Here is a 25,988-nt window from a genome sequence, read left to right as displayed (position 1 = left end):
GGTGAGCCGGGGTGGCCGACCGGTCCGAGCGGGTCTGCCCAGGTGGTCATCGATCTTGACGTAGAGTGCGGTCAGAAGGGTGTTCAGGTCGGTCCTCACAAACTGATCTTGAACACCCTTCGTCTGTTTCCAGACACCGCCCAGGCTTAGGACTTACTCATCTAGAGCTTCGGGACCGCGCGGTCGATGATCGAGGCGAAGTCGGTGGACCTGGGCAGCGTGCCGAACGCGACGCCCCAGTCCCCGCCGAGCCGCGAGGAGAGGAACGCGTCCGCCACCGCCGGGTGCCCGTGCTTCACCAGCAACGCGCCCTGCAGGATCAACGCCATCTTCTCCACCACCCGCCTGGCCTGCGACTGGTCCACATCGGACAGAGCGGTGCCGAGTTCGTTCAACGCGGTGTCGATCCGCCGGTCCACCCCGCTGACCTCGGCCAGGAACTCCTGCACCGACTCGGGTTCCTTCTGCATGGCCCGCAGCACGTCGAGTGCGGCGACGTTGCCGGAGCCCTCCCAGATCGACATCAGCGGCGACTCGCGGAACAGCCGCGGCATGCCGCTGTCCTCGATGTACCCGTTGCCACCCAGGCACTCCAACGCCTCGGCGGCGTGCACCGGCCCGCGCTTGCACACCCAGTACTTGGTGATCGCGAGCCCGAGGCGCGGACGGTTCGCGGCCAGCCACATCGCGGTGGTGGTCGCCGCCTCCGACTCGATCGCGAGGTCCGCCAGCACGTTGCGCATGGCCGGTTGGTCGATCAGGTAGCTGCCGAACGCCTTGCGGTGCGCGGCGTGGTGCGCGGCCTGCCGCAGCCCCAGTCGCATGCCCGCCGCCGTGCCCAGCACGCAGTCGAGGCGGGTCATGTTGACCATCTCGATGATCGTGCGCACGCCCCGGCCCTCGTCGCCGACGCGCCAGGCGAACGCCTCGTCGTACTCGATCTCGGCGGAGGCGTTGGACTTGTTGCCCAGCTTGTCCTTCAGGCGTTGCAGGAAGAAGCGGTTGCGCGTGCCGTCCGGGAGCACCCGCGGCACGAGGAAGCACGTGAGGCCGCCGGGGGCCTGCGCCAGTGTGAGGAACACGTCCGACATCGGTGCCGACGTGAACCACTTGTGCCCGGTCAGCACGTAGCCGTCGGCGACCGGACGGGCGGTCGTGGTGTTCGCCCGGACGTCCGAACCGCCCTGCTTCTCGGTCATCGACATGCCGGCGATCAGGCCCTGCTTGGACAGGGGTGCGCGCAGGCCGAAATCGTAGTTCCGTGCCGTGAGAAGGGGTTCGTAACTTCCGGCCAGTTCCGGCGCGACGCGCAAAGCGGGCACCGACGCGTAAGTCATCGAAATCGGACAGCCGTGGCCGGCCTCGACCTGGGACCACACGTAGAACTTGGCCGCGCGGTCCAAATGCCCGCCGTCGACATAGGCGTGCAAACCGTGCGTAACGGCGACGTTCATCAGTTCGTGCCACGCCGGGTGAAACTCCACCTCGTCGATCCGGTTGCCGAACCGGTCGTGGGTGTGCAGCACCGGCGGACGGGTGTTCGCGAGCCTGCCGTGCTCCTGCCACTCGTGGCTGCCGGCGAGCTTGCCCAGGGCGTGCAGTTCGGCGTCGTCGACCCAGCTGAGCAGGGCAGGGTCGTCCGCGACGTCGTGACCGCTCAGCGGCGGAACCTGGTTGGTCACCTCGTGCGTTGCCATGCCCCGTACGTTACTACTCGCAAGTAACTTCGGACAGTCCGCGATGGAAGATCGCTGGCCCATTCGGGCTTTTGGGCGCGACAACGACGCTGACGAGGAATAACGTCGCAGTCGTGAGTGACCATGGGCACAGCTCGGCCGTGGCTGCGCTGAGTGCGCAGTACGCCGCGATGCGCGAAGGTGCGCCGGTGCGGCTCGCGAAGAAGACGTCGAACCTCTTCCGGTTCCGGGCCGATCAGGCCGGGGGACTCGACGTCGGCAGGTTCGACCAGGTCCTGTCAGTGGACCCGGTCGGGCGCACCGCACAGGTGCAGGGCATGACCACCTACGAGAACCTCGTCGCCGCGACACTTCCCCACGGCTTGATGCCGTTGGTGGTGCCGCAGCTCAAAACCATCACCATCGGCGGTGCGGTGGCGGGACTCGGCATCGAGTCCACGTCCTTCCGCAACGGGCTGCCGCACGAGTCCGTGCGGGAGCTGGAGATCCTCACCGGCGACGGCGAGGTCGTCGTCTCGAAGCCGGACGACGACCTGTTCCGCGCGTTCCCCAACTCCTACGGGACGCTGGGATACGCGCTGCGGCTGGAGATCGAGCTCGAACCGGTGCGCCAGTACGTGCGGCTGCGGCACGTGCCGTTCGGGTCGTTCGAGGAGTGCGCCGCCGTCATCCAGGAGGTGTGCGAGGACGGCTCGGCGGACTTCGTCGACGGCACGGTCTTCTCACGGGGTGAGATGTACCTGACGCTCGGGCACTACGCCGACATCGCGCCGTACACGTCCGACTACACCGGCAACCAGATCTACTACCGGTCCATCCAGAAGCGCCGCACGGACCACCTGACGATCCACGACTACCTGTGGCGCTGGGACACCGACTGGTTCTGGTGCTCCAGGGCGTTCGGCGCGCAGAACCCCGTCGTCCGTCGCATGTGGCCGAAGCGGTACCTGCGTTCGGACGTGTACCGCAAGCTCGTCGCCAAGCACCGGCAGCTCCGGCCGCGGGTGGACGTCGAACCGGTGATCCAGGACGTGGAGATCCCGGTCGGTGGACTCGCCGACTTCCTCGACTTCTTCGACCGCGAGATCGGCATCGCGCCGGTGTGGCTGTGCCCGGTGCGGCTGCGCGACACCACCGGCTGGCCGCTCTACCCGATGGACGCGGACACGTTGTACGTCAACGTCGGGTTCTGGTCGGAGGTCCCGGTCCGGCCGGGGGAGAAGATGGGTGACCGCAACCGGCTGATCGAGCGCGAGGTGGCGCGGCTGGGCGGCCACAAGTCGCTGTACTCGGACTCCTACTACACCGAGGACGAGTTCTGGCGGCACTACAACGGTTCGCACTACCGGTCCGTGAAGGCCCGGTACGACCAGACGAACCGACTGCCTGATCTGTACGCCAAGTGTGTCAGGGGACGATGAATGCGGTTGGCCTCCATTTTCCAGCGCATCACGGGTGGCGGCGACGTCCGCTTCCAGGCCTACGACGGCAGCACCGCCGGGCCTGGCGCGGCACCGGTGTCCATCGACATCAAAACACCGGAAGCCCTGTCCTACCTGGCCTCCGCGCCAGGTGAGCTCGGCCTCGCCCGCGCCTACGTCACGGGGCACCTGGAGATCCTCGGCGACGTGCACGCGGGTCTCGCCCAACTCTCCGACTTCTCGCTGCGCCACCTGCCGGTGCTGCAACGGCTGGAGCTCGTCCGGTTCCTCGGGCGGGTCCGCCTGTCGCACAAGGTGGCCCCGCCGCCGCAGGAGACCCGTCTGCACGGCCTGCGCCACTCGAAGGCCCGCGACTCGCAGGCCATCGCCCACCACTACGACGTCTCGAACCAGTTCTACGAGTGGGTCCTCGGTCCGTCGATGGCCTACACCTGCGCGGTGTACCCGACGGCGGAGTCCACTTTGGAGGAAGCCCAGTTCGCCAAGCACGACCTGGTGGCCCGCAAGCTCGGGCTGAAGCCCGGCATGAAACTGCTCGACGTCGGCTGCGGCTGGGGCGGCATGGTCATGCACGCGGCCCGCGAGTACGGCGTGCGCGCCATCGGCGTGACGCTGTCCCGCAACCAGGCCGAGTGGGCGCAGAAGGCGATCGTCGAGGCCGGCCTGTCGGAACTCGCCGAGGTGCGCCACCTCGACTACCGCGACGTCCGCGAGACGGGCTTCGACGCGGTGTCGTCCATCGGCCTCACCGAGCACATCGGCAAGGCCAAGCTGCCGGCGTACTTCTCGGCGCTGTACCGCAAGCTCAAGCCGGGCGGCCGCCTGCTCAACCACTGCATCACCCGCCCGAACAACAAGGAGAAAGCGCTCTCCGGCCCGTTCATCAACCGCTACGTGTTCCCCGACGGCGAGCTCGTCGGGCCAGGACACCTGGTGTCGTTGATGCACGACACCGGGTTCGAGGTGCGGCACGAGGAGAACATCCGCGAGCACTACGCGCTGACCCTGGCCGCGTGGGGCCGCAACCTCGAGGAGCACTGGGACGAGGCCGTCCGCGAGGTGGGTGAGGCGCGGGCACGGGTGTGGCGGCTGTACCTCGCGGCGTCGCGGCTCGGGTTCGACCGCAACAACATCCAGTTGCACCAGGTGCTCGGGGTGAAGCTGGACGGGACGACGTCGCACATGCCGTTGCGCCCCGACTGGCTCTCCTGACACGACGAAGGGCCGCGGCTCCGGCCGCGGCCCTTCGTCAGATCCGCACTCAGCTCAGCTGGTCCACGATCTGCTTCGCGGTGTTGGACGGGATGGCGAACCCGATCCCGACGCTGCCCGCCTCCCCGCTGCTCGACGCCGGCGAGTAGATCGCCGAGTTGATCCCGACCAGCTCACCGGCCGCGTTCACCAGCGCACCGCCGGAGTTGCCCGGGTTGATCGACGCGTCGGTCTGGATCGCCTGGTACGACACGGGCTGCGAGCGACGGGTCTCGCCCGGCACGGTCACCTTGCGGTCCAGCGCGGACACGATGCCGGTCGTCACCGTGCCCTGCAGGCCCGACGGCGAGCCGATGGCCATCACCGCGTCACCGACCTTCACCGAGTCGGAGTCCGCCCACTTGATCGGGGTCAGCCCCGAGGCACCGGACACCTGCAGCACCGCGAGGTCCGAGGTGGCGTCGGCGTTCACGACGGTGGCCGGGAGTTCGCGGCCGTCGTTGAACTTCACCGTGATCTGGCCGCCGGCGGCGGCGATCACGTGGTTGTTGGTGAGGATCTTGCCGTCGGCGGAGAGGACCACGCCGGAGCCGAGGCCGTTGCCGACGTTCACCTGCACCACGGAGGGCAGGACGCTGGAGGCGACGGAGCTCCAGTCCTGCGTGGACGTGTTGGAGATCGTCTGCGCGGAGACGGACGAGGAGGCGGCGGGGGTGTCCGGAGAGGCGATCACCGCTCCGGTGACGCCGCCGAAGAGGCCGGCGACGAGTGCCGCGGCCGTCAGCATCGGGGCCGTCCGCCGCCAGAACTTCGGCGCGGCGACGGGCTGCGGTTCCACCAGTGACCCGCTCATCGCGGGGAAGCTCTGCTCGGTCATGACTCCACGATGGACCCCGACCTTGTGAACAACCTGTGCCGAAACCCTGGAAAACCCTGATAAGAACTAGCTGAGAAGCAGCGCGGAAACCTCTGAGGCGCGCAGCGGCGGCCCGAAGTGCGGGCCCTGGCCGCCCGTCACGCCCAACGAAGCCAGCCTCGAAGCCTCGGCGTCGGTGCGCACGTCCTCGGCGTGGAGCGGCAGCCGCAGCAGCGACGCCCACCTCAGCAACGCCTCCGAGGCGCTCGCCTCCACGCGGTTCGCGCCGGCGTCCAGGCCGTGCACCACGCTGCCGGTGAACTTCACCCCGGACAGCGGCAGCCGGCGCAGCCGGTCGACGCCGACGTTGCCGCCGTTCACCTGGTCCAGCACGAGGCCGATGCCGCGCTCGGCGAGGATCGTGAGCTCCTCCAACTGCTCGTCGTTCAGCAACGCGGGCAGGTGCTCGTGCAGTTCGAAGCGCAGCAACGACGGCGGCAGGCCGGTGCGGTCGAGCACGCGGGCCACCTCGGCGACGAGTTCGGGCTCCTGGCACAGGCGCGGCGGCAGGTCGATCGACAGCACGGGCATCCGCGCGCCGAGCGCCAGGTACCAGTCGCCCGCGTGCCGGCAGGCCTCCTCCAGGGCCCAGCTCACCAGGCGGACGATCATGCCGTTGTTCGACGACTGGTCGAGGAACGTGTCGGGGCACAGCACGCCGCGGTCGGGGTGCTCCCAGGCGATCTTGGCCTCCAGCGCGAGCACCGAGCCGTCCGCCAGCGAGTACGCCGGCAGGTAGTCGACGCGGAACTGGCCCTCCTCCAGGGCGCCGGGGATCGAGGCCGCCAGGGCGTACCGCTCCTTGTCGTGCACATCGCGCTCGCGGTCGTACAACGCCCACTGCGCCTTGCCGTCGCGCTTGGCCCAGCCGACCGTCACGTCCGCCGCGCGCAGCAGGTCCGTCGCGTCGCCGCCGCGGGCCGCGCGGGCCACGACGCCGATGCTGGTCGTGACGCCGACACCGTGCCGGCCGATCCAGATCGGTTCCTCCAGCAGCGCGGTGAACTCCTCGACCAGGGCGACGACGCTGCGCACGTCCTGCGGGTCCCTGACCAGCACGGCGAACTCGTCCTCACCGATCCGCGCGACCTTCGCGACCTCCTCGGTGAACACCGACCGCAGGTGCGTGGCGACGTGCATCAGCACCCGGTTGCCGGCCTCGTGCCCGAACGCGTCGTTCACGCCGCGGAACCCGTCGATGTCCACCTGCACGAGCGCGAGGGTGTCCGGGCCCTTGGACCCGACCGCGCCCTCCAGCCAGCCGAGGAACTGCGCGCGGTTCGGCAGGCCGGTCTGCACGTCGTTGAGGCTCTGCCGGACGAGCTGCGTCTGCAACGCCCGCATCTCGCTCATGTTCTCGATCATGGTGACGAGGTACGGCGGGGTGCCGTCGTCCTCGCGCACCACGGAGATCGCCATGTGCGTCTGGATCGTCTCGCCGTCGCTGCGGAGCATCCGCTTCTCGACCCGGACGTTGTCGTGCTCGGACGCGATCAGCTGGATGGTCAGCTCGCGCAGTCCCGCGCGGTCGTCGGGGTGCACGAAGTCGCGGCCGCTCATCCGGGCGACGTCTTCCCGCTTGTGGTCGAGCATCGCGAGCAACGCCTCGTTGACGTCGATGATCTCGCCCTTGAGGTCGCTCACGACGATGCCGAACGCCGAGCTCTCGAAGATCGCCCGGAACTTCGCCTCGCTCGCCCTGACCGCGCTCTCGGCCCTGCGCATCGCGGTGATGGCGGCCGTGCGGCTGATCTCCTGCTGGTCGAGCGTGCGGTCGCGCAGCCCCTCCGCGTACCCGGCGGCGAGCGCGGCGAGCTGGGCCGGCGTGACCGGCGTGTGCTCACCGAGGTGCGCGAGCGAGGCCTCCAGCGTGAGGGAGGAGATGAAGTGGTGCTCGACCATGGACCGGCCGACCTGCCGCGCCTCGTCCACCCCAGCTCCGAGCAACTGCTCGACGTACCCGCCCAGCAGTTGCTCGAGCTTGTCGCGCGTCGTGTTCGCGACGAGGGTGTTGGAGATCGCCGCTGCCCATGCAACGGCCGGCTCGCGGCTGTCGACCATGTTCATTCAGCTTCGGTGGCCGTTCGTGGGGACCGGGGTGATCTGCTGATCGATCGTCGGACGCCAATCGATACGCCTGCTCGGCCTGCTCCCGCCGGATTCGGTCGAACGGGTGACTGCCCGCTCGGTACCACCACCGGGTGTAGGTCCAACAGACAAGCTTACTGATCACTCAGTACCTGTCCAACCGAACCCCGAATCCCGGTCTGGATTCACGGGATCGGCCAAGAATTCACTCGTTGGAACTAATGAATCACCTTGCTGAAGGGCAGCACGCCAATTGTGAGGGGGTCTGTCTCAACGTCGAACAACGGCGTGTAGCCGGCCGCCAGGTAGAGCTCTTTCGCCTCCGGTTGACGCGGTCCCGTGGTGAGGTGGATCCGGCTGTATCCAAACGTTCGCGCTTCCGCCTCCAGTTCGAGGAGCACCCTTCGCGCCAATCCGCGCCGGCGGTGCCCGGAATGCGTCCAGATCCGTTTCATCTCGGCCGTCTCGTCGTCGTAGCGCATGAACGCGCCGCCCGCGACGGCCTCGCCCGCCTCCACGAGCAGCAGGAACTGCCCGTGCGGCGGTTCGAAGACGTCCGCGGGGCGGCGCATCTCCTCCGCGCCGCTCGGCCCGTAACGGGTCGTGTATTCGTACGTGAGCTCGGCGACCAATGGCGCCGCGATCGGATCGGATTGCCGGACGCGGCGCACTTCGAGAGTCGTCACGCGGCCTTGGCCCTGTCCCGCTTCGCGATTTCCTCGCGCACGATGGGAATGACGTACCGGCCGAAGTCGATCGTGTCGTTGAGGAGGTCGTAGCCGCGCGCCGAGAAGATCTCGACGCCGAGGTCGTAGTAGTCCAGCAACGCCTGCGCGACGGTCTCGGGAGTGCCGACCAGCGCCGTCGAGTTGCCGTTGCCGCCCGACACCTTCGCGGTCGGCGTCCACAGCGCACGATCGAAGAGCTCGCCACGTTCCGCGACGGCCAGCAGTCGTTGCGACCCGGCGTTCTCCGGCTTGGTGAGCGAACGGCCGCGGCTCAGCGCGCCCGGCACCTTCCGCTCCTGGATCAGGTCCACCGTGCGGTGCGCCTTCTCCCACGCGAGTTCCTCGGTCGGCGCGATGATCGGCCGGAACGCGACCTGGATGCGCGGCACGTCGTCGCGGCCCGCCTCCTTCGCCGCCTGCTTGACCGACTCGATCTGCTGCGCGGTGTCGGCCAGGGGTTCGCCCCACAGGCAGAAGACGTCCGCCTCCGCGCCACCCGCCGCGTACGCCGCCGGGGACGACCCGCCGAACGAGATGCCCGGACGTGGCTGCTGCACGGGGAAGACGTCGCTCACGAAGTCCGCGAACCTGTAGTGCTCGCCCTCGTGGTCGAACGCCTCGTGGTTCAGCCAGACCTTCTTGACGATCTGGATGTACTCGCGGGTGCGGCCGTAGCGCTCGTCCTTGGTGAGGTAGTCGCCCTCGCGTTGTTGCTCGTGGTCGGTGCCGCCGGTGATGAAGTGCACGGTGAGCCGGCCGTCGCTGATGTGGTCGAGCGTCGCGAACGTCTTGGCGGCGAACGTCGGGTAGGAGACGTTCGGCCGGTGCGCCAGCAGGATCTGGAGCTTGTCGAGCCTGCTCGCGAGGTAGGCCGCAGCGGCCGCGGGTTCCGGTGCGCCGGAACCGTAGGCGAACAGCACGCGGTCCCAGCCGTGCTCCTCGTGAGCCCTGGCGAGCCTGATCGTGAAGTCCTTGTCGAACGCGCCGCTGGACGTCCGCGGTGAGATCTCCGATCCGTCGTCGGTGGCAGCGATTCCGAGAAACTCAACTGGCATGACCGATTCCCCAGAGGTGGTAGGTGGGATCAGGGCGCGGTGAGGGGCGCACTTCGAGTTCACACCTCGGCGCGGTCGGTGGCAACGACGTCCACAGAGCGGGATTTGCTTGCACGCGCGGGGTAACGTGGTGGTGTTCGCGTTGAGGGGCGCGGCTCGTTCTCGTTGTCCTCCAACGGAAAGACGCGCATGCGCTCACTCGTGGTCATCGGTGGCGGCCCTCGTGCCGCCGGCCTGCTCGAACGCATCGCCGCCCAGTCGCCGACGCAGGCCGTGGCGGTGCACGTCGTCGACCCGCACCCGCCGGGGGCCGGCCGGGTGTGGCGGCACGCGCAATCCCCGTTGCTGCGCATGAACTCCATGGCCGAGGACGTCACGGTCTTCACCGACTCGTCCTTCGGCGGGACCGGTCCGGTCCGGCCCGGTCCGTCGCTCGCCGAGTGGACCGGCATCGACCCGACGGCGTTCCCGTCCCGGCAGGTGCAGAGCGGGTACCTCTCGTGGTTCTTCGACCACGCGAGGAAATCTCTGCCTCCGAACATCTCGGTGACCGTGCATCGGGCGTCCGCGGTGGGGGTGGACGGCCGGGAAGTACTGCTCGACGACGGAGAATCTCTGCACGCCGACGTTTTGTTGCTGGCACTGGGACATCTCGACGCCGAACTGGAACCCGAGCACCGCAAGCTCGCGGAACACGCGGTGGAGCACGGACTCGTGTACCTGCCGCCGCTGTACTCCGCCGACGCGGACCTCTCGGCGGTGACGGGTGATGTCGTGCTGCGTGGGTTCGGGCTCGCGTTCATCGACCTGATGGTGTTGCTGACCGAGGGCCGCGGCGGCCGGTACGAGCGCGGTCCCGACGGGCTCGCGTACGTGCCGTCCGGTGCGGAACCGACGCTGTACGTGGGGTCCCGGCGGGGCGTGCCGTACCACTCGAAGACCGGGTACCGGTTGCAGGGCACGAGGCCCGCGCTGCCGCGGTTCTTCGTGGCCGACGAGGTGCGGGGGCCGGAGCTGGACTTCCGCGCCGACGTGTGGCCGTTGATGGCCAAGGAGATCGCGTGGGGGCACTACCACGAGCTGTTCACCGGCCACCCCGGGCGGGTGCGGATGCCGTTCGAGGAGTTCGCCGCCGCCTTCGCCGCGTTGCCCTGGTACGGCGAGGAGATGCGGGCGCTGGAACTGCGCGCGGTGCCCGATCCGGCCGACCGCCTCGACTTCGAACGGCTCGACCGGCCTCTGGCGGGCCTGACGTTCTCCTCGGCCGAGGAGTTCCAGGAGCACCTGCGGGCCTACGTCGAGGCCGACGTGGCCCGGCGCTCGGATCCGCGGCACAGCGCCGACCTGGGGGCGTTCCTGGCCCTGCTGTCGGTCTACGGCCAGGTCGCGGACCTCATGCCGTTCGACGGCTGGTGGCACGGCTACTTCAGCTACCTCGCCTCCGGCCCGCCACCGGACCGGCTGGAGGAGCTGCTCGCGTTGTCCCGTGCGGGGATCGTCCGGTTCCTCGGCGCGGACATGTGGGTGGAGGCGGTCGAGGGCGCGTTCGTGGCGGGCAGCGCGACGACCCCGGACGTGGTGCGCGCCAACGGGTTGATCGAGGCCCGCCTGCCTTCGCACACGCTGTCGCGGACGGTCGACCCGGTGCTGCGGTCGTTGCGGGCGGCCGGTGCCGTCTCCGAGGACGACGCCGGGCTGGTCCGGGTGTCGGCGTCCGGGCGGCTGATCGGCGAGAACGGCGAGGAGGACCCGACGCGGTTCGCGGTCGGGCCCTTCACGACGGGCAAGTCCTACGCGGCGTTCGCGCGGCCGCGGACCAACGCGCCGGCCTTCCGGCAGAACGACGCGCTGGCCAGGGAGTTCCTGCGACTGCTAGGCGACTGAGGTGTAGCGCCCCTGGTGCCGCACCAGGGGCGTCGCGATGTCCGAGTGCGTGATGTCGAGCGGCTCGCCGACCAGCGCGACGTGGTCGCCGACCGCGATCCGGCGCGACGTCCGGCAGCGCAGCCGGACCGGCGCGTCGAGCAGCCACGGCACGCCGTCGTCGTCGGACTGCCAGCGCGTGCCCGGCCCGAACCGGTCGACGCCCTTGGTGGCGAACAGGTCGGCGAGCGCGGTCTGCCCGGCCTCCAGCAGGTGCACGGCGAACAGGGGAGCGGTCCGCAGCACCGGCCACACCGACGCGCCCTCGCCGATCCAGACGACGACCAGCGGCGGTTCGAACGAGACCGACGTGAACGACGAGACCGTGGTGCCGACCGGGCCTTCCGCCCCGTGGGCCGTGACGATCGTGACGGCCTGGGCGTGGTGGCGCAGCGCGTCCCGCAGCTGTTGTTTCATCGCAACACCTTCAGGGCGTCGAGGTCGAAGTCCGTGACGTCGGCCGGCAGCGCGGCCTCGTTGAGGAAGAACGCCTGGGGCACAACAGCTCCCAGCTCGGCCAGCACCGGCCGCAGGTGCACCTCGACGGCCAGCGCGTGCTTGTCGGCGGCGGCGATCTGCAACGGCAGCACGATCTTGCCGCGCAGCCACGCCGGCGGTGCCTGGTCCAGCACGGCCTTCAGCAGGCCGGTGTACGCCGCCTTGTACGTCGGGGTCGCGACGACGAGGAACTCGGCCTGCCCCAACGCCTCCAGCGCGGCTTTGATCTTCTCCGGCTCGGTGAAGACGGCGGGAGCTAGTTCCGCCGCCTCGACGACGGGTCCTTCCACGGGCACGCCCAGCGTCGCGGCGAGCGCCTCGCGCAGGGCCAGGGCCGCCTGCGCCGTGCGCGACGCGAGCCGCGGGTTGCCGACCAGAACACCGATCTGCGTCATGCCTTCCAGCACAGCCGCAAGCCGGGGGACCGTCAACCCGCGTCCACCACGCGGGACCTACTTGACGGCCTCCGCGGCGGACCGTCCCGCCACCCGTCCGGAGAACAGGCAGCCGCCGAGGAAGGTTCCTTCCAGGGCGCGGTACCCGTGCACGCCACCGCCGCCGAACCCGGCGGCCTCACCGGCGGCGTACAGGCCCGGCAGCACCTCGCCGGACGGGTCGAGCACGCGCGACGACAGGTCGGTGTGCAGGCCGCCGAGCGTCTTGCGGGTGAGCACCGAGAGCCGGACCGCGATCAGCGGACCCGCCTTCGGGTCGAGCAGCCGGTGCGGCTCGACGACGCGGATCAGCTTGTCCGTCAGGAAGTTGCGGGTCTGCCGGATCGCGTTGATCTGCATGTCCTTGCTCAGGCCCGCGGTCACCTGGCGGTCGCGCTCGACGATCACCTTCTCCAGCGCGGCCGCGTCGATGCGCGAGTCACCCGTCAGCGCGTTCATGCCGCGCGCCAGGTCCGCGACCGTGCCGGCCTGGATGAACTCCTTCGACTTCTGCGCGAACGCCTCGACCGGCGCGACCGCACCCGGCAGCGCGCGCTTCAGCACGGCCCTGGTGTCCTTACCGGTCAGGTCGGGGTTCTGCTCGGAGCCCGACAGCGCGAACTCCTTGCCGATGATCCGCTTGTTCAGCACGAACCACGAGTGCTCGTGGCCGTTCTTCGTGATGTGCTCCAACGCACCCAGCGCGTCGAAGCCGGGGAACAGCGGGATGGGCAGCCGCTTCCCCTCGGCGTCGAGCCACAGCGGCGACGGCCCCGGCAGGATGCGGATGCCGTGCCTCGACCACACCGGCGCGTAGTTCGCGATGCCCTCGGGGTAGTGCCACATGCGGTCGGAGTTGATGATCGCGCCGCCGGCCTTCTGCGTGATCTCCAGCATCGAGCCGTCCACGAAGTCCGGCACGCCGGCCAGCATGAACTCCGGCGGCTTGCCCATCCGCGCCGGCCAGTTCCTGCGCACCAGGTCGTGATTTCCGCCGATGCCGCCGGACGTGACGATCACGGCCTGCGCCCTGAAAGAGAAGTCGCCGGCGACCGTGCGCGACGACGGTTCCGCGCGGCCCACCGACGACGGCTCCAGCACGTCACCGGACACGCCTTCGCACACGCCGTCGACGACGTCGACGCTCGTGACCTTGTGGCGGAACCGGAGCGTCACGAGGCCCTTCGCGACGCCCTCGCGCACCCGCCGTTCGAACGGCTCGACGATGCCCGGCCCGGTGCCCCACGTGACGTGGAAGCGCGGCACCGAGTTGCCGTGCCCGTCCGCCAGGTAGCCGCCGCGTTCCGCCCACTGCACGAACGGGAACCAGCGCACCCCCATGTCGTGCAGCCACGCGCGCTTCTCGCCGGCGGCGAAGTCCACATAGGCCTGTGCCCACAGCCGCGGCCAGTGGTCCTCGTCCCGGTCGAACGCCGCCGAGCCCATCCAGTCCTGCAACGCCAGGTCGTGCGAGTCCCTGACCCGCAGCCGGCGCTGTTCCGGCGTGTCCACCATGAACAGCCCGCCGAACGACCACCAGGCCTGGCCGCCGAGCGACGCTTCCGGCTCCTGGTCGAGGAGGATGACCTTGCGACCCGCGTCCGCGAGCTCTGCGGTCGCGACGAGACCTGCGAGGCCCGCGCCGACGACGATGACATCCGCGTCATGTGCCATCGGGCGAGTCTAGTGGCGCGTCTCGGAACGTTGGCGAGGTAATCCACGCCCAGCAGGGCGCCTCGCGGCACCGCCCCCACGCCCCCGTACCACCAGTACGAGGACGTGGGGGCGGCACCACGATGCACCCGTCTGACCGCGAATTCCCCCGGCAACGTTCCGAGCCACACCACTAGATCGACCCCTGGTCACGCACGAGACCTGAGTCAATTTCACTTTTTGGGGGACCTGCGATGAGCTTCCGACCGGCGTCCGAGGTGGACTTCAGCACCCGCACCACGCGGTTCGTCGCGCCCGCAGCGGTGACGAACGGCGAGTTCGGCCTGTTCGAGTGGCGGATGGAGGCCCGCAGGCCGGGCGCGCGACCCCACTTCCACAAGACGTTCTCCGAGTCGTTCTACGTGCTCGAAGGCGAGATCACGCTGCTCGACGGCGACGAGTGGGTCCGCGCTGGTGAGGGAGATTTCTCGTACGTGCCGCCGAACCGCCCCCACGCGTTCCGCAACGACAGCGACGCACCGGTCAGGATGCTGATCCTCTTCGCGCCCGGCGTCGCCCGCGAGAACTTCTTCCTGGAGGTCGGCGGGGCGGGCGACCTCGACCCGGACGAGCTGCGGGCGTTCTACGAGCGCCACGACCAGTACAACCTGTGAAGGATGCCGCCGACCGCCACTACCGGTGAGGGGGGTTTCCGGAGTGCCGGTCGACGGCGGGTTGACCGCGGCGCGAGCACGAACCGCCTGCGGAAGGACAGTCCGACCTGGGGGTGTCAGAGCGTCCTGGCGACCAGCTCGAGCGCCAGCGGCCAACCACATTGTTGAACGTACAACCGCACGGCTGTGTTCCGGTCGGCTTTAGCTGTGACCAGGCTCAATTCCTTCAGGTTTCCTTCAGGTTCGGCCGGGTAGCTCACGGGGCGTGACGCATCGGCTGCCTACGATCACGAGCCTCGCCGAACTGGCGGGGTTCGTGGCTGACGACGTGTACGTGCGCTGGTCGAAGGGCCCGGACGCGGACGCCGCCACGACGTCGCGGGACTCGCTGACCGGCGTGGACCTGCCGGGGCTGTCCGCGAGCCCGTTGCGGATCGAACCGTGGTGGGCCGACCGGTCGCCCGAGCTGTGGGTGGCTCGCCGCCTGTTCGACTACCGGCACCTGCGTGATCTGCGGGGCGGGAACGTGCGCGCGTGGGTGCTGCGCGGCACCGAGGTGGGCCGCGGCCCGGACAACGAACCCCTGGTCCGCTGCCTGGAGGCGCTCGCGTGGGTGGCAGACAGCGCGTTGGACGAGTGCGCCGGCCTCGTGAACGCCCAGCACTCCGCCGAGTGGGGCCCTCTCGACCGCTCTAGTTCAGGTCGTTGAGCTTGCGTTCGGCGGCCTTGCGCGCCTTCTCGGCCCCGGACGTCACCCGCTTGGCGTCCTCCAGCCGTTCGGCCGCCCGGTCGAACGCCCGTTGCGCGGCCAGCTGGTCCGCCTGGGCCTCCCCGAGGGCCTGCTCGGCCTCGTCCAGCGCCTGCTGCGCCTCGGCCCGCTTGCGTTCCTGCCGCTCGCGGCGCTTGCGGGCCAGCGCGTCCTCGCCGTCCTGCGCGGGCTCCGGTTCGGGCAGCGTGAACCCGAACCCCGAGTACTCCAGCGACTTGGTGAGGTGACCGGCCCGGACGAGCTCGGCGGACTCCGGATCGGCCATGGCCGCCGTCAGGGTGTTGCGGACCTGGGTCACGGCGTCGTCCGCGAGCGGGCCCGTCAGCTCCAGCGTGCGGTAGACGAGGGCCTCCAGGAGCTCCTTGCGCTTGCGGCCGAGCTCTCGCATGGTCAGCTGTGCCGTGGACAGCCCCAGCGCCTCCTGGAGGCCCTCAGGGGCGTCCCGGACGAGCTTGTTGACGGCCCAGGCGCCCACGGTCGGCTTGCGCAGGTCCGCGATGGCCTTGGCGAGGTCCTTGTCGTCGGTCTGCTTGGCCGCGGCGTTGCGGGCCGCGGTGAACTCCTTCGGGGGCAGCCCGTAGAGCTCGTCGGCGACCGGCTTGAGGTCCATGGGCGCAAGGTAGCGCCTGAACAGCGAGCAGTCCTGCGGAATGACCTGAGCGCCACTCGTTCAACACCACGCCGTCCGCCCGCGTTGCAGAGTCGGGAGCGCGAATTCGGGTAAACAGGATGGAGACATGCACACCAGGTGGAGATGGGTCCTGTTCGGCCTCGGCATCGCCGTGGCCGCCCTCGGTCCGCTCGCGGCCAGGGAAGGCCCCTGGTACGCCTACGTGGTCGGCGGCCTGTGGTTCCTCATGGGCGCGACCGTGGCGTGGCGGACGGTGGGCCTCGGCACGAAGCTGACCGACGAGGGCATCACCTCGCACGGCATCGACCGGCAGACCGACATCGCGTGGTGCGACGTCGAGGCGGTCGAACCGAAGCGCAGCCGCAACCTGATCTTCTTCCACACCATCGCGCCGGAGGCCCGGCTGCGGCGCGGCAAGCACGTGCTGACCGAGCTGAGCCTGCTTTCGGTCAAAAAGGACTCGGTGCCGGAACGGACCGCGCGGCACGTGACGGAACTCCAGCAGGCGTTGAAAGCACATCGCGCCGGTTGCTCGTTGTGCGGTGCGCAGCCCAAACCCCTCGCCGCGGGCCAGAGCATCGTCGGTCGGCTGCGGGCGAGATTGCGCGCGCTATTGCGCTGAAACGGCGATCACTGCATCGTTGGTCGCGAGGATCCTGTTACACACCAACGCCGTTCACCGTTGACGCAGGTCTTGACATTCCCCTCTATCAGCTCTTGACTGGAGGGTGGTTGCTCGTTCCACGGCGGAAATGAAACGTGCAGCACTAAAAGTGCGCCCTTTCAAGCCTCTGAACAGTCCAATGTGGATCTGCGAAATGGGCTGAACCGACGATTGCCCCTCAGGGGTACGAAGAGATGCACTTCGGGGCACTCTTTCCCCACGAAGGGCACATGCGCCGTGAAGAACTGGAGACGCCGCACCGGAACGGTCTTGCTGACCGCGGTGCTGGGCACTACCGGGTTCGGCTTCGCCGCCACCCCTGCCATCGCGCAGAACGCACCGCAGCAGACCCCGGCCGCTGACAAGCAGCTGGACAAGGACGACCGCGCGCTCGTCGAGAAGGCCGGCCTGGAGGGCAAGCCGACCGTCGACCTGCTGGTCGCCGCAGAGCCCGGCAAGACCGACGCCGCGGTCAACGACCTCAAGGCGCTCGGCGCCACGGTCCAGAAGACCGAGAAGGACGTCGACTACGTCAAGGTCACCATCCCGCGGGAGAACGCGGAGAAGGCCGCCAAGCTCGCGTCGGTCGACAAGATCGACGTCGACGGCCTGGTCGCGGTGGACGACCCGCGTCCGCAGGGCATGGAGGCCCCGGCCCCGCAGAAGGCGCCGGACTCGAAGACCCCGCGCACGAACCCGTACATGCCGACGCAGGACACGCAGGCGGCGCAGTTCGCCACCGCGAACCCGAAGTGGGACGGCCGCGGCACCACGATCGCCGTGATCGACTCCGGCATCGACCTCGACACGCCCGCCCTGCAGACGACCAGCACGGGCCAGCGCAAGATCGTCGACTGGTACAACGCGAACGCCACGAACTCCGGCGACGGCACCTGGGTCACCATGACCAAGACCGGCAAGGTCGGCAAGTTCACCGACGGCGGCCGCGAGTGGACCGCGCCGGCGACCGGTGGCCCGTACTCGTTCGGCCGCTTCGCCGAGACCGCGGGCGACCTGAACCTCGCCAACAGCGAGACCGGCGGTGACATCAACCGCGACGGCGACCGCACCGACGTCTTCGGTGTCCTCCAGGACATCACGACGAAGGAGGTCTTCGTCGACGTCGACGGTGACGGCGACTTCACCAACAACAAGCGCATGATCGACTACAAGGTCAAGTACGACGTCGGCTACTTCGGTGTCGACAACCCCGCGACCCCGGTCGTCGACCGCGTCGCGTTCGTCGTGCAGACCGACCGCTCGATCTACGACAACGCGGGCACCCCGTTCGTGAACCTCGGCATCTCGGCCGCGCACGGCACCCACGTCGCCGGCATCACGGCGGCGCACAAGCTGTTCGACGGCAAGATGTCCGGTGCGGCCCCCGGCGCGAAGCTGATGGCCATCAAGGCGTGCCTCACCACCCCGTCCTGCACGAGCTCCGGTCTCATCGACGGTGTCCTCTACGCCGCGCGCAACGGCGCCGACGTCGTGAACATCTCCATCGGTGGCCTCCCGGCGCTCAACTACGACGCCCCGAACAACGCGCGTGCGGAGCTCTACAACCGCACGATCGACGAGTACAACGTCCAGCTGTTCATCTCTGCGGGCAACTCGGGCGCGGGCGCCAACACCGTCGGTGACCCGTCGATCGCCACCAACGCGGTGAGCGTCGGCTCGTACATCACCAAGGAGACCTGGCTCTCCAACTACGGCTCGAAGACCGCGCAGAAGCAGAACCTGCACGGCTTCTCGTCGCGCGGCCCGTCGGAGAACGGCGGCTTCAAGCCGAACATCGTCGCGCCCGGCTCGGCGATCTCCACCACGCCGCGCTGGCAGAACGGTGGTCCGGTGGCGGGCACCTACGCCCTCCCGCCCGGCTACTCGCAGTTCAACGGCACGTCGATGGCCGCCCCGCAGGCGACCGGTGCCGCCGCTCTGGTCGTGAGCGCGTACAAGGCCACGCACGACGGCCAGCGCCCCACCAGCGCCGAGCTGCGCTACGCGATCCAGCGCAGCGCGAACTTCGTGGACACCCTCGGTGCCTACGAGCAGGGCGCGGGTCTCTTCAACACCAACGCCGCGTGGAAGCTGCTGGACAAGCACTCCGTGCCGGACAAGGTCACCACGTCCGTCGCGGTCAACACCGTCCAGAGTGGACAGATCCTGCCCACCCCGAACGTCGGTGTCGGCATCCACGACCGTGAAGGCGTCACGGCGGGCCAGGAGTACACCCGCACCTACACGCTGACCCGCACCACGGGCCACGACGACGAGACGTACAACGTGTCGTGGAAGGGCAACGACGGCACGTTCACGGCCGCCAAGAAGGTCAAGCTGCCGCTGAACACGCCGGTCCAGTTCCCGGTCAAGGTCAAGGCCAAGACCCCCGGTGCGCACAGCGCCGTCCTGCAGCTCGACAACCCGGAGACCCCCGGCGTCGACGCGCAGACCATGAACGCCGTGTTCGCGTCGGAGAACTTCACCGCCGCCAACAAGTTCTCGGTCACCAAGTCGGGCACCATCGCGCGCAACCAGTCGACCAGCCTCTTCGTGAACGTGCCCAAGGGCACGACCGCGCTGAAGGTCGACATGACCGCCGGTGGCGCCGAGGCCGGCAAGGGCCAGGTCCGCTTCCTGCGCTACACCCCGCAGGGTCTGGGCTTCGACAGCAACACCTCGACCAACTGCTACAACCCCGACGCGGGCGCCGGTTGCGCCGGTGGCTCCCCGACGAGCCGCACGGTGGCCAACCCCATCGCCGGTGTCTGGGAGATCGTGATCGAGGCGCGCCGCACCTCCGACGCCGACTCGGCGCCGTACTCGGTGACCGCGTCCGTCCTCGGCACGTCGATCAGCCCGAACCCGGACGTCATCGCGTCCGGCACGGTCGGCACCCCGATCGAGCGCACCTACTCGGTCACGAACACGCAGGCCAGCTTCAACGGCCGGCTCGCGGCGGGTGCGGTCGGCAGCGCGAAGACGGCCCGTCCGTCGATCGCCAACCTGGCCTCGCAGCAGTACCCGATCACCGTCGCGCCGGGCTCGACGCGACTCACCGTCACGATCGGCAACACCACCGACGTGGCAGCCGACCTCGACCTGTCCGTGTACAACTGCACGTCCGGCAGCTGCGTGCTCGCCGGTCAGTCGGCTGACGCGGACTCCGAGGAGTCGGTGACGATCACCAACCCCGCCGCGGGCAACTGGATCGCGCTGGTGGACGGCTACGCGGTGCCCGCGGGCACCACGGAGTACGACTACTTCGACGTCTACACCGCGTCGTCCCTCGGCACGCTGGCGGTCTCCGACGCCAACGCCGAGCGCGCCGCCGGTGCGTCGTGGAACGCCACGGGCGTCATCACGCCGCTGGCCCAGCCCGGTGCCGGCCGCGTGCTGCGCGGTGAGCTCGAGGTCCGCACGGCCGACAACGCTGTGATCGGCAGCGGTGCGGTGATCGTGCAGGCGGTCAGCTAGATCCGTCAGGAACGCAGAAAGCCCCAGGATCCACGAGATTCTGGGGCTTTCTACGGTTCCGGCAACTTGTTGCCGATCGGTTCGTCCACGTCGATCGCGGACACACCTTTGATCAGATGCGCGTCTTCCACCTTGTCGACCGGCATCTCGGCGCGCAGGTAGCCGATTCTGGGATCCCGCGACTCGACGGTCGCGCCCAGCGCCTTCAGTGCCTGCTCGACCTCCTCGCTGCGTCCCTGCTGCACGGCGATCGTCAGTGGCACTGTGAGGTGGCCGTCGCGCTTCGCCTGCTCGATCCGGAACCTGTCCGGTGTGGCTGCTGACACGGCTGGCACCTCCGCCAAGGGCACGGCTGGAGACCCGTTCGTACCACAGCTCCCGAGAGCCAGCGCGCAAAACGCGACGGCGAGCGGTCTTCTCATGGATCTAGGACGGAGTGGCCGCCGCGGGCGGTTGCACGATCTTCGCGAACTCTTCCGGATGCGTCAGGTGAGCCACGTGACCTGCGCCTTCGATCGTGACCAGGGTGCCGCCGGTGTCCCGGACGACGTCCCACGCCGCTGGGCCGAACAGGTGATCCGTGTGCTCACCGACGATGACCGTGACCGGAATGTCCAGCTTCGGCGGCTCGTAGCGGTAGGCGACGGCGGCTTTGAGTTCGCGCAGCGTCGTGTCGAGCATGGTCTTCGCGTCTTCCCAGCGTTCGGGGGCGGTGTCGCGGAAGACCGGCTCGCCCGCGATCCGGACGACCATGATCTCCAGGGCCAGGTCGCGGTCGCCGTCCGCGAGCGCCTGCTCGTAGGCGTCGACGGCGGCGGGGTCGATGCCGATCGCCGGTTCGTACAGCACCAGCGCCCTGAGGTCGGTCCGCTCCTGCGCCGCGAGCAGGGCGATGATCCCGCCGTAGCTGTGGCCGATCAGGGTGGTGTCCTCGTGCCGGTCGAGGACGGCGTGCAGGTCGTCGACCTCGGTGCGCAGGCTGTACTCCGCAGGCAGCGGGACGCCGTTGCGACCGCGACGTTCGGGCGTTTCGGCCGGCTCGAGCAGGGCTTTCACCGGGGCCCAGTCGGCCGCGGTGCTCTGGGCGCCGTGCAGGATCACGTTCATGCCGCCGACGCTAGGGCTTGACACCGGTGTCAAGGTCAAGGCGTGTTGATCGGTGAACTGGCCGCCGAGTGCGGCGTTTCCGCTCGTTCGATCCGCCACTACGAGAAGTGCGGCCTGCTCACGTCGGAACGGTCCGGGAACGGCTACCGCGTCTACCGGCAGGCCGACGTCGAGACCGTGCGCCGGATCAAGGCGTTGCTCAACGTGGGCCTGCCCGTCGCGACCATCGCGCTGCTGCTGCCGTGCGTGGTGGACGCCTCGCCGCGCCTGGACCCGTGCGCGAACCTGCTGGCGACCCTGCACGCCGAGGTGGCCCGCCTGGACGACCAGGCCGCCGAGATCGCCCGGTGCCGCGGCCTGATCGCCGGCATCCTCGAACGCTCCGCGGCCTGACCCCTTTTGCGCGGACCCTCCGCTCGGTCCTACTGCTTGGGCCCCGCAAACGCTTGCTCCCGCAACGCCCCGTCCACGCTCTCGCCGAACACCCGCGCGTCCGTGTGCTGGTCGCCGGCGGGCTGCTGCTTGGTCTTCTGCGTGAGCGCGCGCGTCCTGATGTGCGGCAACGCCCCGTCGTGCTGCCGCTGCACCCAGTCGACGAGGTGCTCGCGCGTCAAACACCGGAGGTCCCAGAGCTTTCCGGCGTCGGCGGCGCTCACCAGCGCCCGCAACCGCACGAACCCCTGCGTCGCCTGCGTCACCTGGAGCACCGACACCCGGCCGTCCCACAGGTCGCTGGCCTCCAGCATGGACCGCATCTCCTGCCGCATCGCCTCGACCGGCACCGTCCAGTCGAGATCGAGCTCCACGGTCCCGAGCAACGCCGACTGCGTGCGCGTCCAGTTCTCGAAGGGAGTCTTGAGGAAGTACGAGGTCGGCAGCACCAACCGCCGGTCGTCCCACAGGTGCAGCACGACGTACGTGAGCGTGACGTCCTCGACCCGCCCCCACTCGCCCTCGACGACCACGACGTCGTCCAGTCGCACCGCGTCGCTGAACGCGATCTGCAACCCCGAGATCAGGTTGCCCAGCAACGACTGCGCGGAGAACGCCGCCACAGCACCGATGACAGCCGCCGAAGCCAGCACGGTCGACCCCACCGCCCGCGCGCCGGGGAACGTCATCAGGATCGCCCCGACCGCCAGCACGCCGATGACCACCAGCACCAGTCGCCGCACCAGCACGACCTGCGTGTGCACCCGCCGCGCGTGCCGGTTGTCCGTGACGTCGGTCCGGATCCGCGACAGCGACAGGTCCACCAGCGTGCTGATCAACGCGGCCAGCAACCAGGCCCCGGCCAGGATCAACGCGATCCCCAGCACGTGCAACGTGACGGGCGCGTCCACCGGGTACGCGCTGAGCGTTATCTGCGCGGCCAGCAGGGCCCCGAACACCTGACCGGGCCGGTACATCCGGCCGCTGTGGCTGAACCGGCGCACCAACCGGTGGACCACCTCCACCACCAGCAGTGCGAAGGCCACCGAGCAGCCCAAGACGACGAAAAGCACTGTGCCTCCTCCCGTGTATCGGGAACGGGTACCCGGCGGCCGGCGCGGCAGACACCGTGAACCGGCTCTCAGTCGCGCGCCTTGAAACCGGGGTCGCGGGGGGACCTGTCCTGATCGGACTCGCGCGCCTGCCGGAGGAGCCGTACTGGCTCGCCTGGCAGGCCCCCTGTTCGACGCACGCGGGGCCTCAGCGTGCGGTCCACGCGAACGTGAGGTCCCCGCGTGCCGTTTGGCTGCGGCGTGTCGGAGCGTGACACGCCGAGGAGGCCGGTCGGCGGATTTCAGGCGCAGGACGCCAGGCAATCCGCTGTCGCCTGGGTCACGGCCCTTGCGTCCCGAGTTTGAGTCTGCAAGACTCAAACCATGCTCACGACGACGGAAGCGCTGGACCTGGTCGAACGCGCGACCTCGCCCGAGGCGCTGTTCGGACCCCGCACCACCGACCCCGACCTGTGCCGGGAGGCGCGGCGCCGGTACCGCGCGCTGTCCTCGGTCCTGCACCCCGACGTGGTCGGCCCGGCCAACACCCGCGCCCACGCCGCCCAGGCCGAGCTCACCCGCCTGCACCACGAGTGGGTCAACGCGAAGACCGTCACGCTGACCACCAGGACCGGCGCCTACCGGATCGGCGAGCCGTTCGCGGTCGGCAGCATCGCCAACCTGTACGAGGCCGACGGCCCGTACGTGGTCAAGGTCGTCCGCAACCCCGGCCTCAACCCGCTGCTGCACGGCGAGTGGGAGGCGCTGCGCAGGCTCGAACGCTTCACCGACCGCAACGCGTGGCTGCGCCCGTTCTACCCGCGGCTCCTCGACACCTCGGGCGAGACCGCGAAGGGCTCCCGGGCGTTCACGGTGCTCGACCCGCTCAGGGACGGCTTCGTGACGCTCGAAGAAGTCCGCGAAGCGTTCCCGGACGGCCTGGACGGGCGCGACTACGCCTGGATGCACCGCAGGCTCCTGAAAGCGTTGGCCGGTGCGCACCAGGCCGGGCTCGTGCACGGCGCGGTCACCGGGGACAACGTCCTGGTGCACCCCGAACAACACGGGATCGTCCTGGTCGGCTGGTCGTTCGCGGTGCAGGAGAACGAACGGCTGATGGCGACCAGCAAGACGATCGAGTACCCGCCGGAAGTCGTGAACAACGACCCGGTCACCGCGGCCACCGACGTCCACATGGCACACAAGCTGATGCTCGAACTCCTGCAGCCCGAAGAAAACGGGCAGCGCCGGTTCGCCAGGGGCTGCATGCAGGACGACCCGCGCCGGCGGCCGGACGCCGCCGACCTGATCGGCGAGTACGACGAACTGCTCGAAGAACTCTACGGGCCGAGGACCTTCCGCCCGTTCACGATGCCCAAGACAGGAGAATGACCATGGGACACGGCAGCTGGGACGACAACGCGTACGCCGCGGCCAGGACCTTCCGCGCCGCCAAGGGAATCGCGGACTTCGGCTACACCGCCTCGGTCAAGTCGACGCCGGCGTCGAGCTGGAAGGCGGCGCCGAGCCTCGACCCGTTCAAGGTCGCCTTCCGCGAGTGCAGAGACTCGGCCGACCACGCCGACTCGACACCGATCGCCGTGCTGTTCGACGTCACGGGCTCGATGGGCAGCGTGCCGATGATCATGCAGGGCAAGCTCGGCAAGCTGCACGGGTTGTTGCAGCGCAAGGGATATCTCGCCGACCCGCAGCTGATGTTCGGCGGGATCGGGGACGCCGACAGCGACCGCGTGCCGTTGCAGGTCGGGCAGTTCGAGTCGGACAACCGGATGGACGAGCAGCTGCGCGACATCTTCCTCGAAGGCAACGGAGGTGGGCAGAAGAGCGAGTCGTACGAGCTGGCGGCGTACTTCGTCGCACGGCACGTCGTCACGGACGCCTGGCAGAAGCGCGGCCGCAAGGGCTACCTGTTCATCATCGGCGACGAGCTGAACAAGCCGCGGCTGGAGGCCAGGCACATCCGCCGGGTCATCGGCGACGACGTCAAGCAGGACATCGACCCCGTGTCGGTGTACCGCGAGCTCGCCAAGAAGTGGCACGTCTACTTCATCCTGCCCAACCAGTCGTCGTACTTCCACGACGACAGCATCGGTGAGCACTGGCGCGCGATCCTCGGCCAGAACTTCCTCAAGCTGGACGACCCCGGCGCGGTGTGCGAGCTCATCGCCGCCACGATCGGGCTGGAGGAGCAGGTCGTCGACCTCGACCAGGCGCTGGTCGACCTCGCCGAGGTCGGGTCGGCCGCCGAACGCGACGCCGTCGGCAAGGCGCTGGTCGCCGTCGGCAACAGCAAGCGCGCGGTCGTGGCGGCACCGCTCGGCATCGACGGCCCCGACGACGTGGCGCTGTCGTGAACGACCACGTGATCGTCGTCGGGCTCGGGTTCGGCGACGAGGGCAAGGGAGCGGTGGTCGACGCCCTGTGCGCGGACGGGCCGGTCGACAGGGTCGTGCGGTTCAACGGGGGCGCGCAGGCCGCGCACAACGTGATCGTCGACGGTCGGCACCACACGTTCAGCCAGTTCGGGTCCGGCACGCTCGCGGGCGTGCCGACCTGGCTCTCCCCGCACGTTCTGGTCGAGCCGATCGCACTGGCCACGGAGTCGCGCGAACTCGAGGCGATCGGCGTCGACGACCCGCTCTCGCTGGTGTCGATCGCGGCCGGCGCCCTGCTCACCACGCCGTTCCACGTGGCCGCGAACCGGGCCCGCGAGAACGCCAGGGGCGAGAACCGGCACGGCTCGTGCGGCAAGGGCATCGGCGAGACGGCCTGGTACGGCCTGCTCGCCGGCCACACGAAGGGCGAGGTCGTCGAGGGACAGGAGGTGCTCGGCTACCCGGGCCCTGCTCCCAGGGTCGGCGACTGCCTGAACCCGCGCACGCTGCGGCAACGCCTGGACGTGCTCGCGAAGTTCTACGAGCCGCTGATCGGCGACGGCATCAGCGTCGACGAGCTGGTCGTGCTCTACCGCGCGTTCGCCGACGCCGTGCGGATCACGGGCGCCGAACTGCCCGAGGGCCGGATCGTCTTCGAGGGCGCCCAGGGCGTGCTCCTCGACGAGACCCACGGCTTCCACCCGCACACCACCTGGTCCACGGTCGTCCCGCGCAACGCCCGCGAGCTGCTCCAGGGCAGCCCGGCCCGCGTGATCGGCGTGACCAGGACCTACCAGACGCGGCACGGGGCGGGGCCGCTGCCGACCGAGGACGCCGGGGTCCTCGCGAGGTTTCCCGAGGCGCACAACGGGACGGGGGAGTTCCAGGGTGCGTGGCGGGCGGGCCACCTCGACGCCGAACTGCTGCGGTACGCGGTCCGGTGTTGCGGTGGCGTCGACGGACTGGCCGTGACGCACCTGGACGCGACGGGGCTGCAGGTCTCCACCATCGAGGGGTTGGTGGAGCTGACGGACCCCGTGGCGTACCTCAGCGACCTGCTGGGGGTGGGTGTGGAGGTCACGGGGGCGGGGCCGAGCCGCGCCGACTACCAGGTGCGCACGCCGGTCCGGAACTGAGAGG

Annotated in this window: 23 protein-coding genes and 1 pseudogene; 11 read left to right on the top strand and 13 right to left on the bottom strand. The window is 69.5% G+C overall.

Translation table 11 applies throughout. The features are described from left to right. Nucleotides 1-99: pseudogene (locus tag QSK25_RS45500) on the bottom strand (IS982 family transposase); the annotation flags it as partial. Between the two features lie 62 nt (nt 100-161). After that, nucleotides 162-1,697, bottom strand: a complete 1,536-nt coding sequence (locus QSK25_RS36015) for an acyl-CoA dehydrogenase family protein (protein ID WP_285645083.1) — start codon at nt 1,695-1,697, stop codon at nt 162-164. Nucleotides 1,698-1,768: 71 nt separating this feature from the next. On the opposite strand from QSK25_RS36015, the gene QSK25_RS36010 reads away from it, so the two are divergent. Both QSK25_RS36010 and QSK25_RS36005 read left to right on the top strand, forming a co-directional pair. Further along, nucleotides 1,769-3,118, top strand: coding sequence for an FAD-binding oxidoreductase (locus QSK25_RS36010; protein WP_502881925.1), 1,350 nt, complete (start codon nt 1,769-1,771; stop codon nt 3,116-3,118). Continuing rightward, nucleotides 3,119-4,351, top strand: coding sequence for an SAM-dependent methyltransferase (locus QSK25_RS36005; protein WP_285645082.1), 1,233 nt, complete (start codon nt 3,119-3,121; stop codon nt 4,349-4,351). A 49-nt stretch (nt 4,352-4,400) separates the two neighbouring features. On the opposite strand, the gene QSK25_RS36000 is transcribed toward QSK25_RS36005, so the two are convergent. The 4 genes from QSK25_RS36000 to QSK25_RS35985 form a co-directional block, all read right to left on the bottom strand. Continuing rightward, entirely contained in the window at nt 4,401-5,228 is an 828-nt protein-coding gene (locus tag QSK25_RS36000; protein WP_285645079.1) for a S1C family serine protease, read from the bottom strand. Between the two features lie 66 nt (nt 5,229-5,294). Then, nucleotides 5,295-7,328, bottom strand: coding sequence for a putative bifunctional diguanylate cyclase/phosphodiesterase (locus tag QSK25_RS35995; RefSeq protein ID WP_285645078.1), 2,034 nt, complete (start codon nt 7,326-7,328; stop codon nt 5,295-5,297). Nucleotides 7,329-7,573: 245 nt separating this feature from the next. Beyond that, nucleotides 7,574-8,041 carry a GNAT family N-acetyltransferase gene (locus QSK25_RS35990; protein ID WP_285645077.1) on the bottom strand — a complete coding sequence of 156 codons (468 nt, stop codon included), beginning with the start codon at nt 8,039-8,041 and terminating at the stop codon, nt 7,574-7,576. Next, nucleotides 8,038-9,138, bottom strand: a complete 1,101-nt coding sequence (locus QSK25_RS35985) for an LLM class flavin-dependent oxidoreductase (RefSeq protein ID WP_285645075.1) — start codon at nt 9,136-9,138, stop codon at nt 8,038-8,040. Before QSK25_RS35985 ends, QSK25_RS35990 begins: the two co-directional genes overlap by 4 nt. A 189-nt stretch (nt 9,139-9,327) precedes the next feature. Between QSK25_RS35985 and QSK25_RS35980 the strand changes: the two genes are divergently transcribed. After that, nucleotides 9,328-11,022: an FAD/NAD(P)-binding protein gene (locus tag QSK25_RS35980; protein WP_285645074.1), complete on the top strand. Its 1,695-nt coding sequence runs from the start codon at nt 9,328-9,330 to the stop codon at nt 11,020-11,022. Here QSK25_RS35980 and QSK25_RS35975 read toward each other — a convergent pair. Genes QSK25_RS35975 through QSK25_RS35965 form a run of 3 tightly spaced genes read right to left on the bottom strand, consistent with a single transcriptional unit; the run spans nt 11,011 to nt 13,667 of the window. Beyond that, nucleotides 11,011-11,478 (bottom strand): flavin reductase family protein, encoded by a 468-nt coding sequence (locus tag QSK25_RS35975; protein ID WP_285645072.1) that lies wholly within the window; start codon nt 11,476-11,478, stop codon nt 11,011-11,013. The genes QSK25_RS35980 and QSK25_RS35975 overlap by 12 nt on opposite strands. After that, nucleotides 11,475-11,954: an NADPH-dependent FMN reductase gene (locus QSK25_RS35970; protein ID WP_285645070.1), complete on the bottom strand. Its 480-nt coding sequence runs from the start codon at nt 11,952-11,954 to the stop codon at nt 11,475-11,477. Before QSK25_RS35970 ends, QSK25_RS35975 begins: the two co-directional genes overlap by 4 nt. Nucleotides 11,955-12,011: 57 nt before the next feature. After that, entirely contained in the window at nt 12,012-13,667 is a 1,656-nt protein-coding gene (locus tag QSK25_RS35965) for an FAD-binding dehydrogenase (protein WP_285645069.1), read from the bottom strand. Nucleotides 13,668-13,900: 233 nt separating this feature from the next. Here QSK25_RS35965 and QSK25_RS35960 point away from each other — a divergent pair, with 233 nt between their 5' ends. Next, nucleotides 13,901-14,320, top strand: coding sequence for a cupin domain-containing protein (locus QSK25_RS35960; RefSeq protein ID WP_285645067.1), 420 nt, complete (start codon nt 13,901-13,903; stop codon nt 14,318-14,320). 265 nt (nt 14,321-14,585) lie between these two features. Next, on the top strand, nt 14,586-15,029 hold the full coding sequence (locus QSK25_RS35955; RefSeq protein WP_285645066.1) for a DUF6098 family protein: 444 nt from the start codon (nt 14,586-14,588) through the stop codon (nt 15,027-15,029). On the opposite strand, the gene QSK25_RS35950 is transcribed toward QSK25_RS35955, so the two are convergent. Then, nucleotides 15,013-15,699 (bottom strand): hypothetical protein, encoded by a 687-nt coding sequence (locus tag QSK25_RS35950; RefSeq protein WP_285645065.1) that lies wholly within the window; start codon nt 15,697-15,699, stop codon nt 15,013-15,015. The genes QSK25_RS35955 and QSK25_RS35950 overlap by 17 nt on opposite strands. A gap of 127 nt (nt 15,700-15,826) precedes the next feature. On the opposite strand from QSK25_RS35950, the gene QSK25_RS35945 reads away from it, so the two are divergent. Together QSK25_RS35945 and QSK25_RS35940 are read left to right on the top strand one after the other, a co-directional pair. Further along, a complete protein-coding gene (locus QSK25_RS35945; RefSeq protein WP_285645064.1) occupies nt 15,827-16,342 on the top strand; it encodes a hypothetical protein in 516 nt (171 codons plus the stop codon). 279 nt (nt 16,343-16,621) lie between these two features. Next, entirely contained in the window at nt 16,622-19,861 is a 3,240-nt protein-coding gene (locus QSK25_RS35940) for a S8 family serine peptidase (protein ID WP_285645063.1), read from the top strand. Between the two features lie 50 nt (nt 19,862-19,911). On the opposite strand, the gene QSK25_RS35935 is transcribed toward QSK25_RS35940, so the two are convergent. Both QSK25_RS35935 and QSK25_RS35930 read right to left on the bottom strand, forming a co-directional pair. After that, nucleotides 19,912-20,187, bottom strand: coding sequence for a hypothetical protein (locus QSK25_RS35935; protein ID WP_285645062.1), 276 nt, complete (start codon nt 20,185-20,187; stop codon nt 19,912-19,914). Nucleotides 20,188-20,287: 100 nt separating this feature from the next. Further along, the gene (locus QSK25_RS35930; protein ID WP_285645061.1) at nt 20,288-20,968 is read right to left on the bottom strand and encodes an alpha/beta fold hydrolase; all 681 of its coding nucleotides are present in this window, start codon (nt 20,966-20,968) and stop codon (nt 20,288-20,290) included. A gap of 42 nt (nt 20,969-21,010) precedes the next feature. Here QSK25_RS35930 and QSK25_RS35925 point away from each other — a divergent pair, with 42 nt between their 5' ends. Next, nucleotides 21,011-21,361, top strand: a complete 351-nt coding sequence (locus QSK25_RS35925; RefSeq protein ID WP_285645060.1) for a MerR family transcriptional regulator — start codon at nt 21,011-21,013, stop codon at nt 21,359-21,361. A 29-nt stretch (nt 21,362-21,390) separates the two neighbouring features. Here the strand turns inward: QSK25_RS35925 and QSK25_RS35920 are convergent, their stop codons facing one another. Further along, nucleotides 21,391-22,473, bottom strand: coding sequence for a mechanosensitive ion channel family protein (locus tag QSK25_RS35920; RefSeq protein WP_285645058.1), 1,083 nt, complete (start codon nt 22,471-22,473; stop codon nt 21,391-21,393). Between the two features lie 363 nt (nt 22,474-22,836). Between QSK25_RS35920 and QSK25_RS35915 the strand changes: the two genes are divergently transcribed. The 3 genes from QSK25_RS35915 to QSK25_RS35905 are packed head-to-tail and all read left to right on the top strand — an operon-like array spanning nt 22,837 to nt 25,984. Next, nucleotides 22,837-23,844 carry a serine/threonine-protein kinase gene (locus tag QSK25_RS35915; RefSeq protein WP_285645056.1) on the top strand — a complete coding sequence of 336 codons (1,008 nt, stop codon included), beginning with the start codon at nt 22,837-22,839 and terminating at the stop codon, nt 23,842-23,844. Nucleotides 23,845-23,846: 2 nt separating this feature from the next. Beyond that, nucleotides 23,847-24,827 (top strand): hypothetical protein, encoded by a 981-nt coding sequence (locus tag QSK25_RS35910; RefSeq protein WP_285645055.1) that lies wholly within the window; start codon nt 23,847-23,849, stop codon nt 24,825-24,827. Further along, entirely contained in the window at nt 24,824-25,984 is a 1,161-nt protein-coding gene (locus QSK25_RS35905; RefSeq protein WP_285645053.1) for an adenylosuccinate synthetase, read from the top strand. Before QSK25_RS35910 ends, QSK25_RS35905 begins: the two co-directional genes overlap by 4 nt. Nucleotides 25,985-25,988: the final 4 nt, after the last annotated feature.

This window comes from Lentzea sp. NBRC 102530 (genome assembly GCF_030269365.1).
In the GTDB taxonomy this organism is placed as follows: domain Bacteria; phylum Actinomycetota; class Actinomycetes; order Mycobacteriales; family Pseudonocardiaceae; genus Lentzea.
This window is presented reverse-complemented; position numbering and strand designations above follow the sequence as displayed.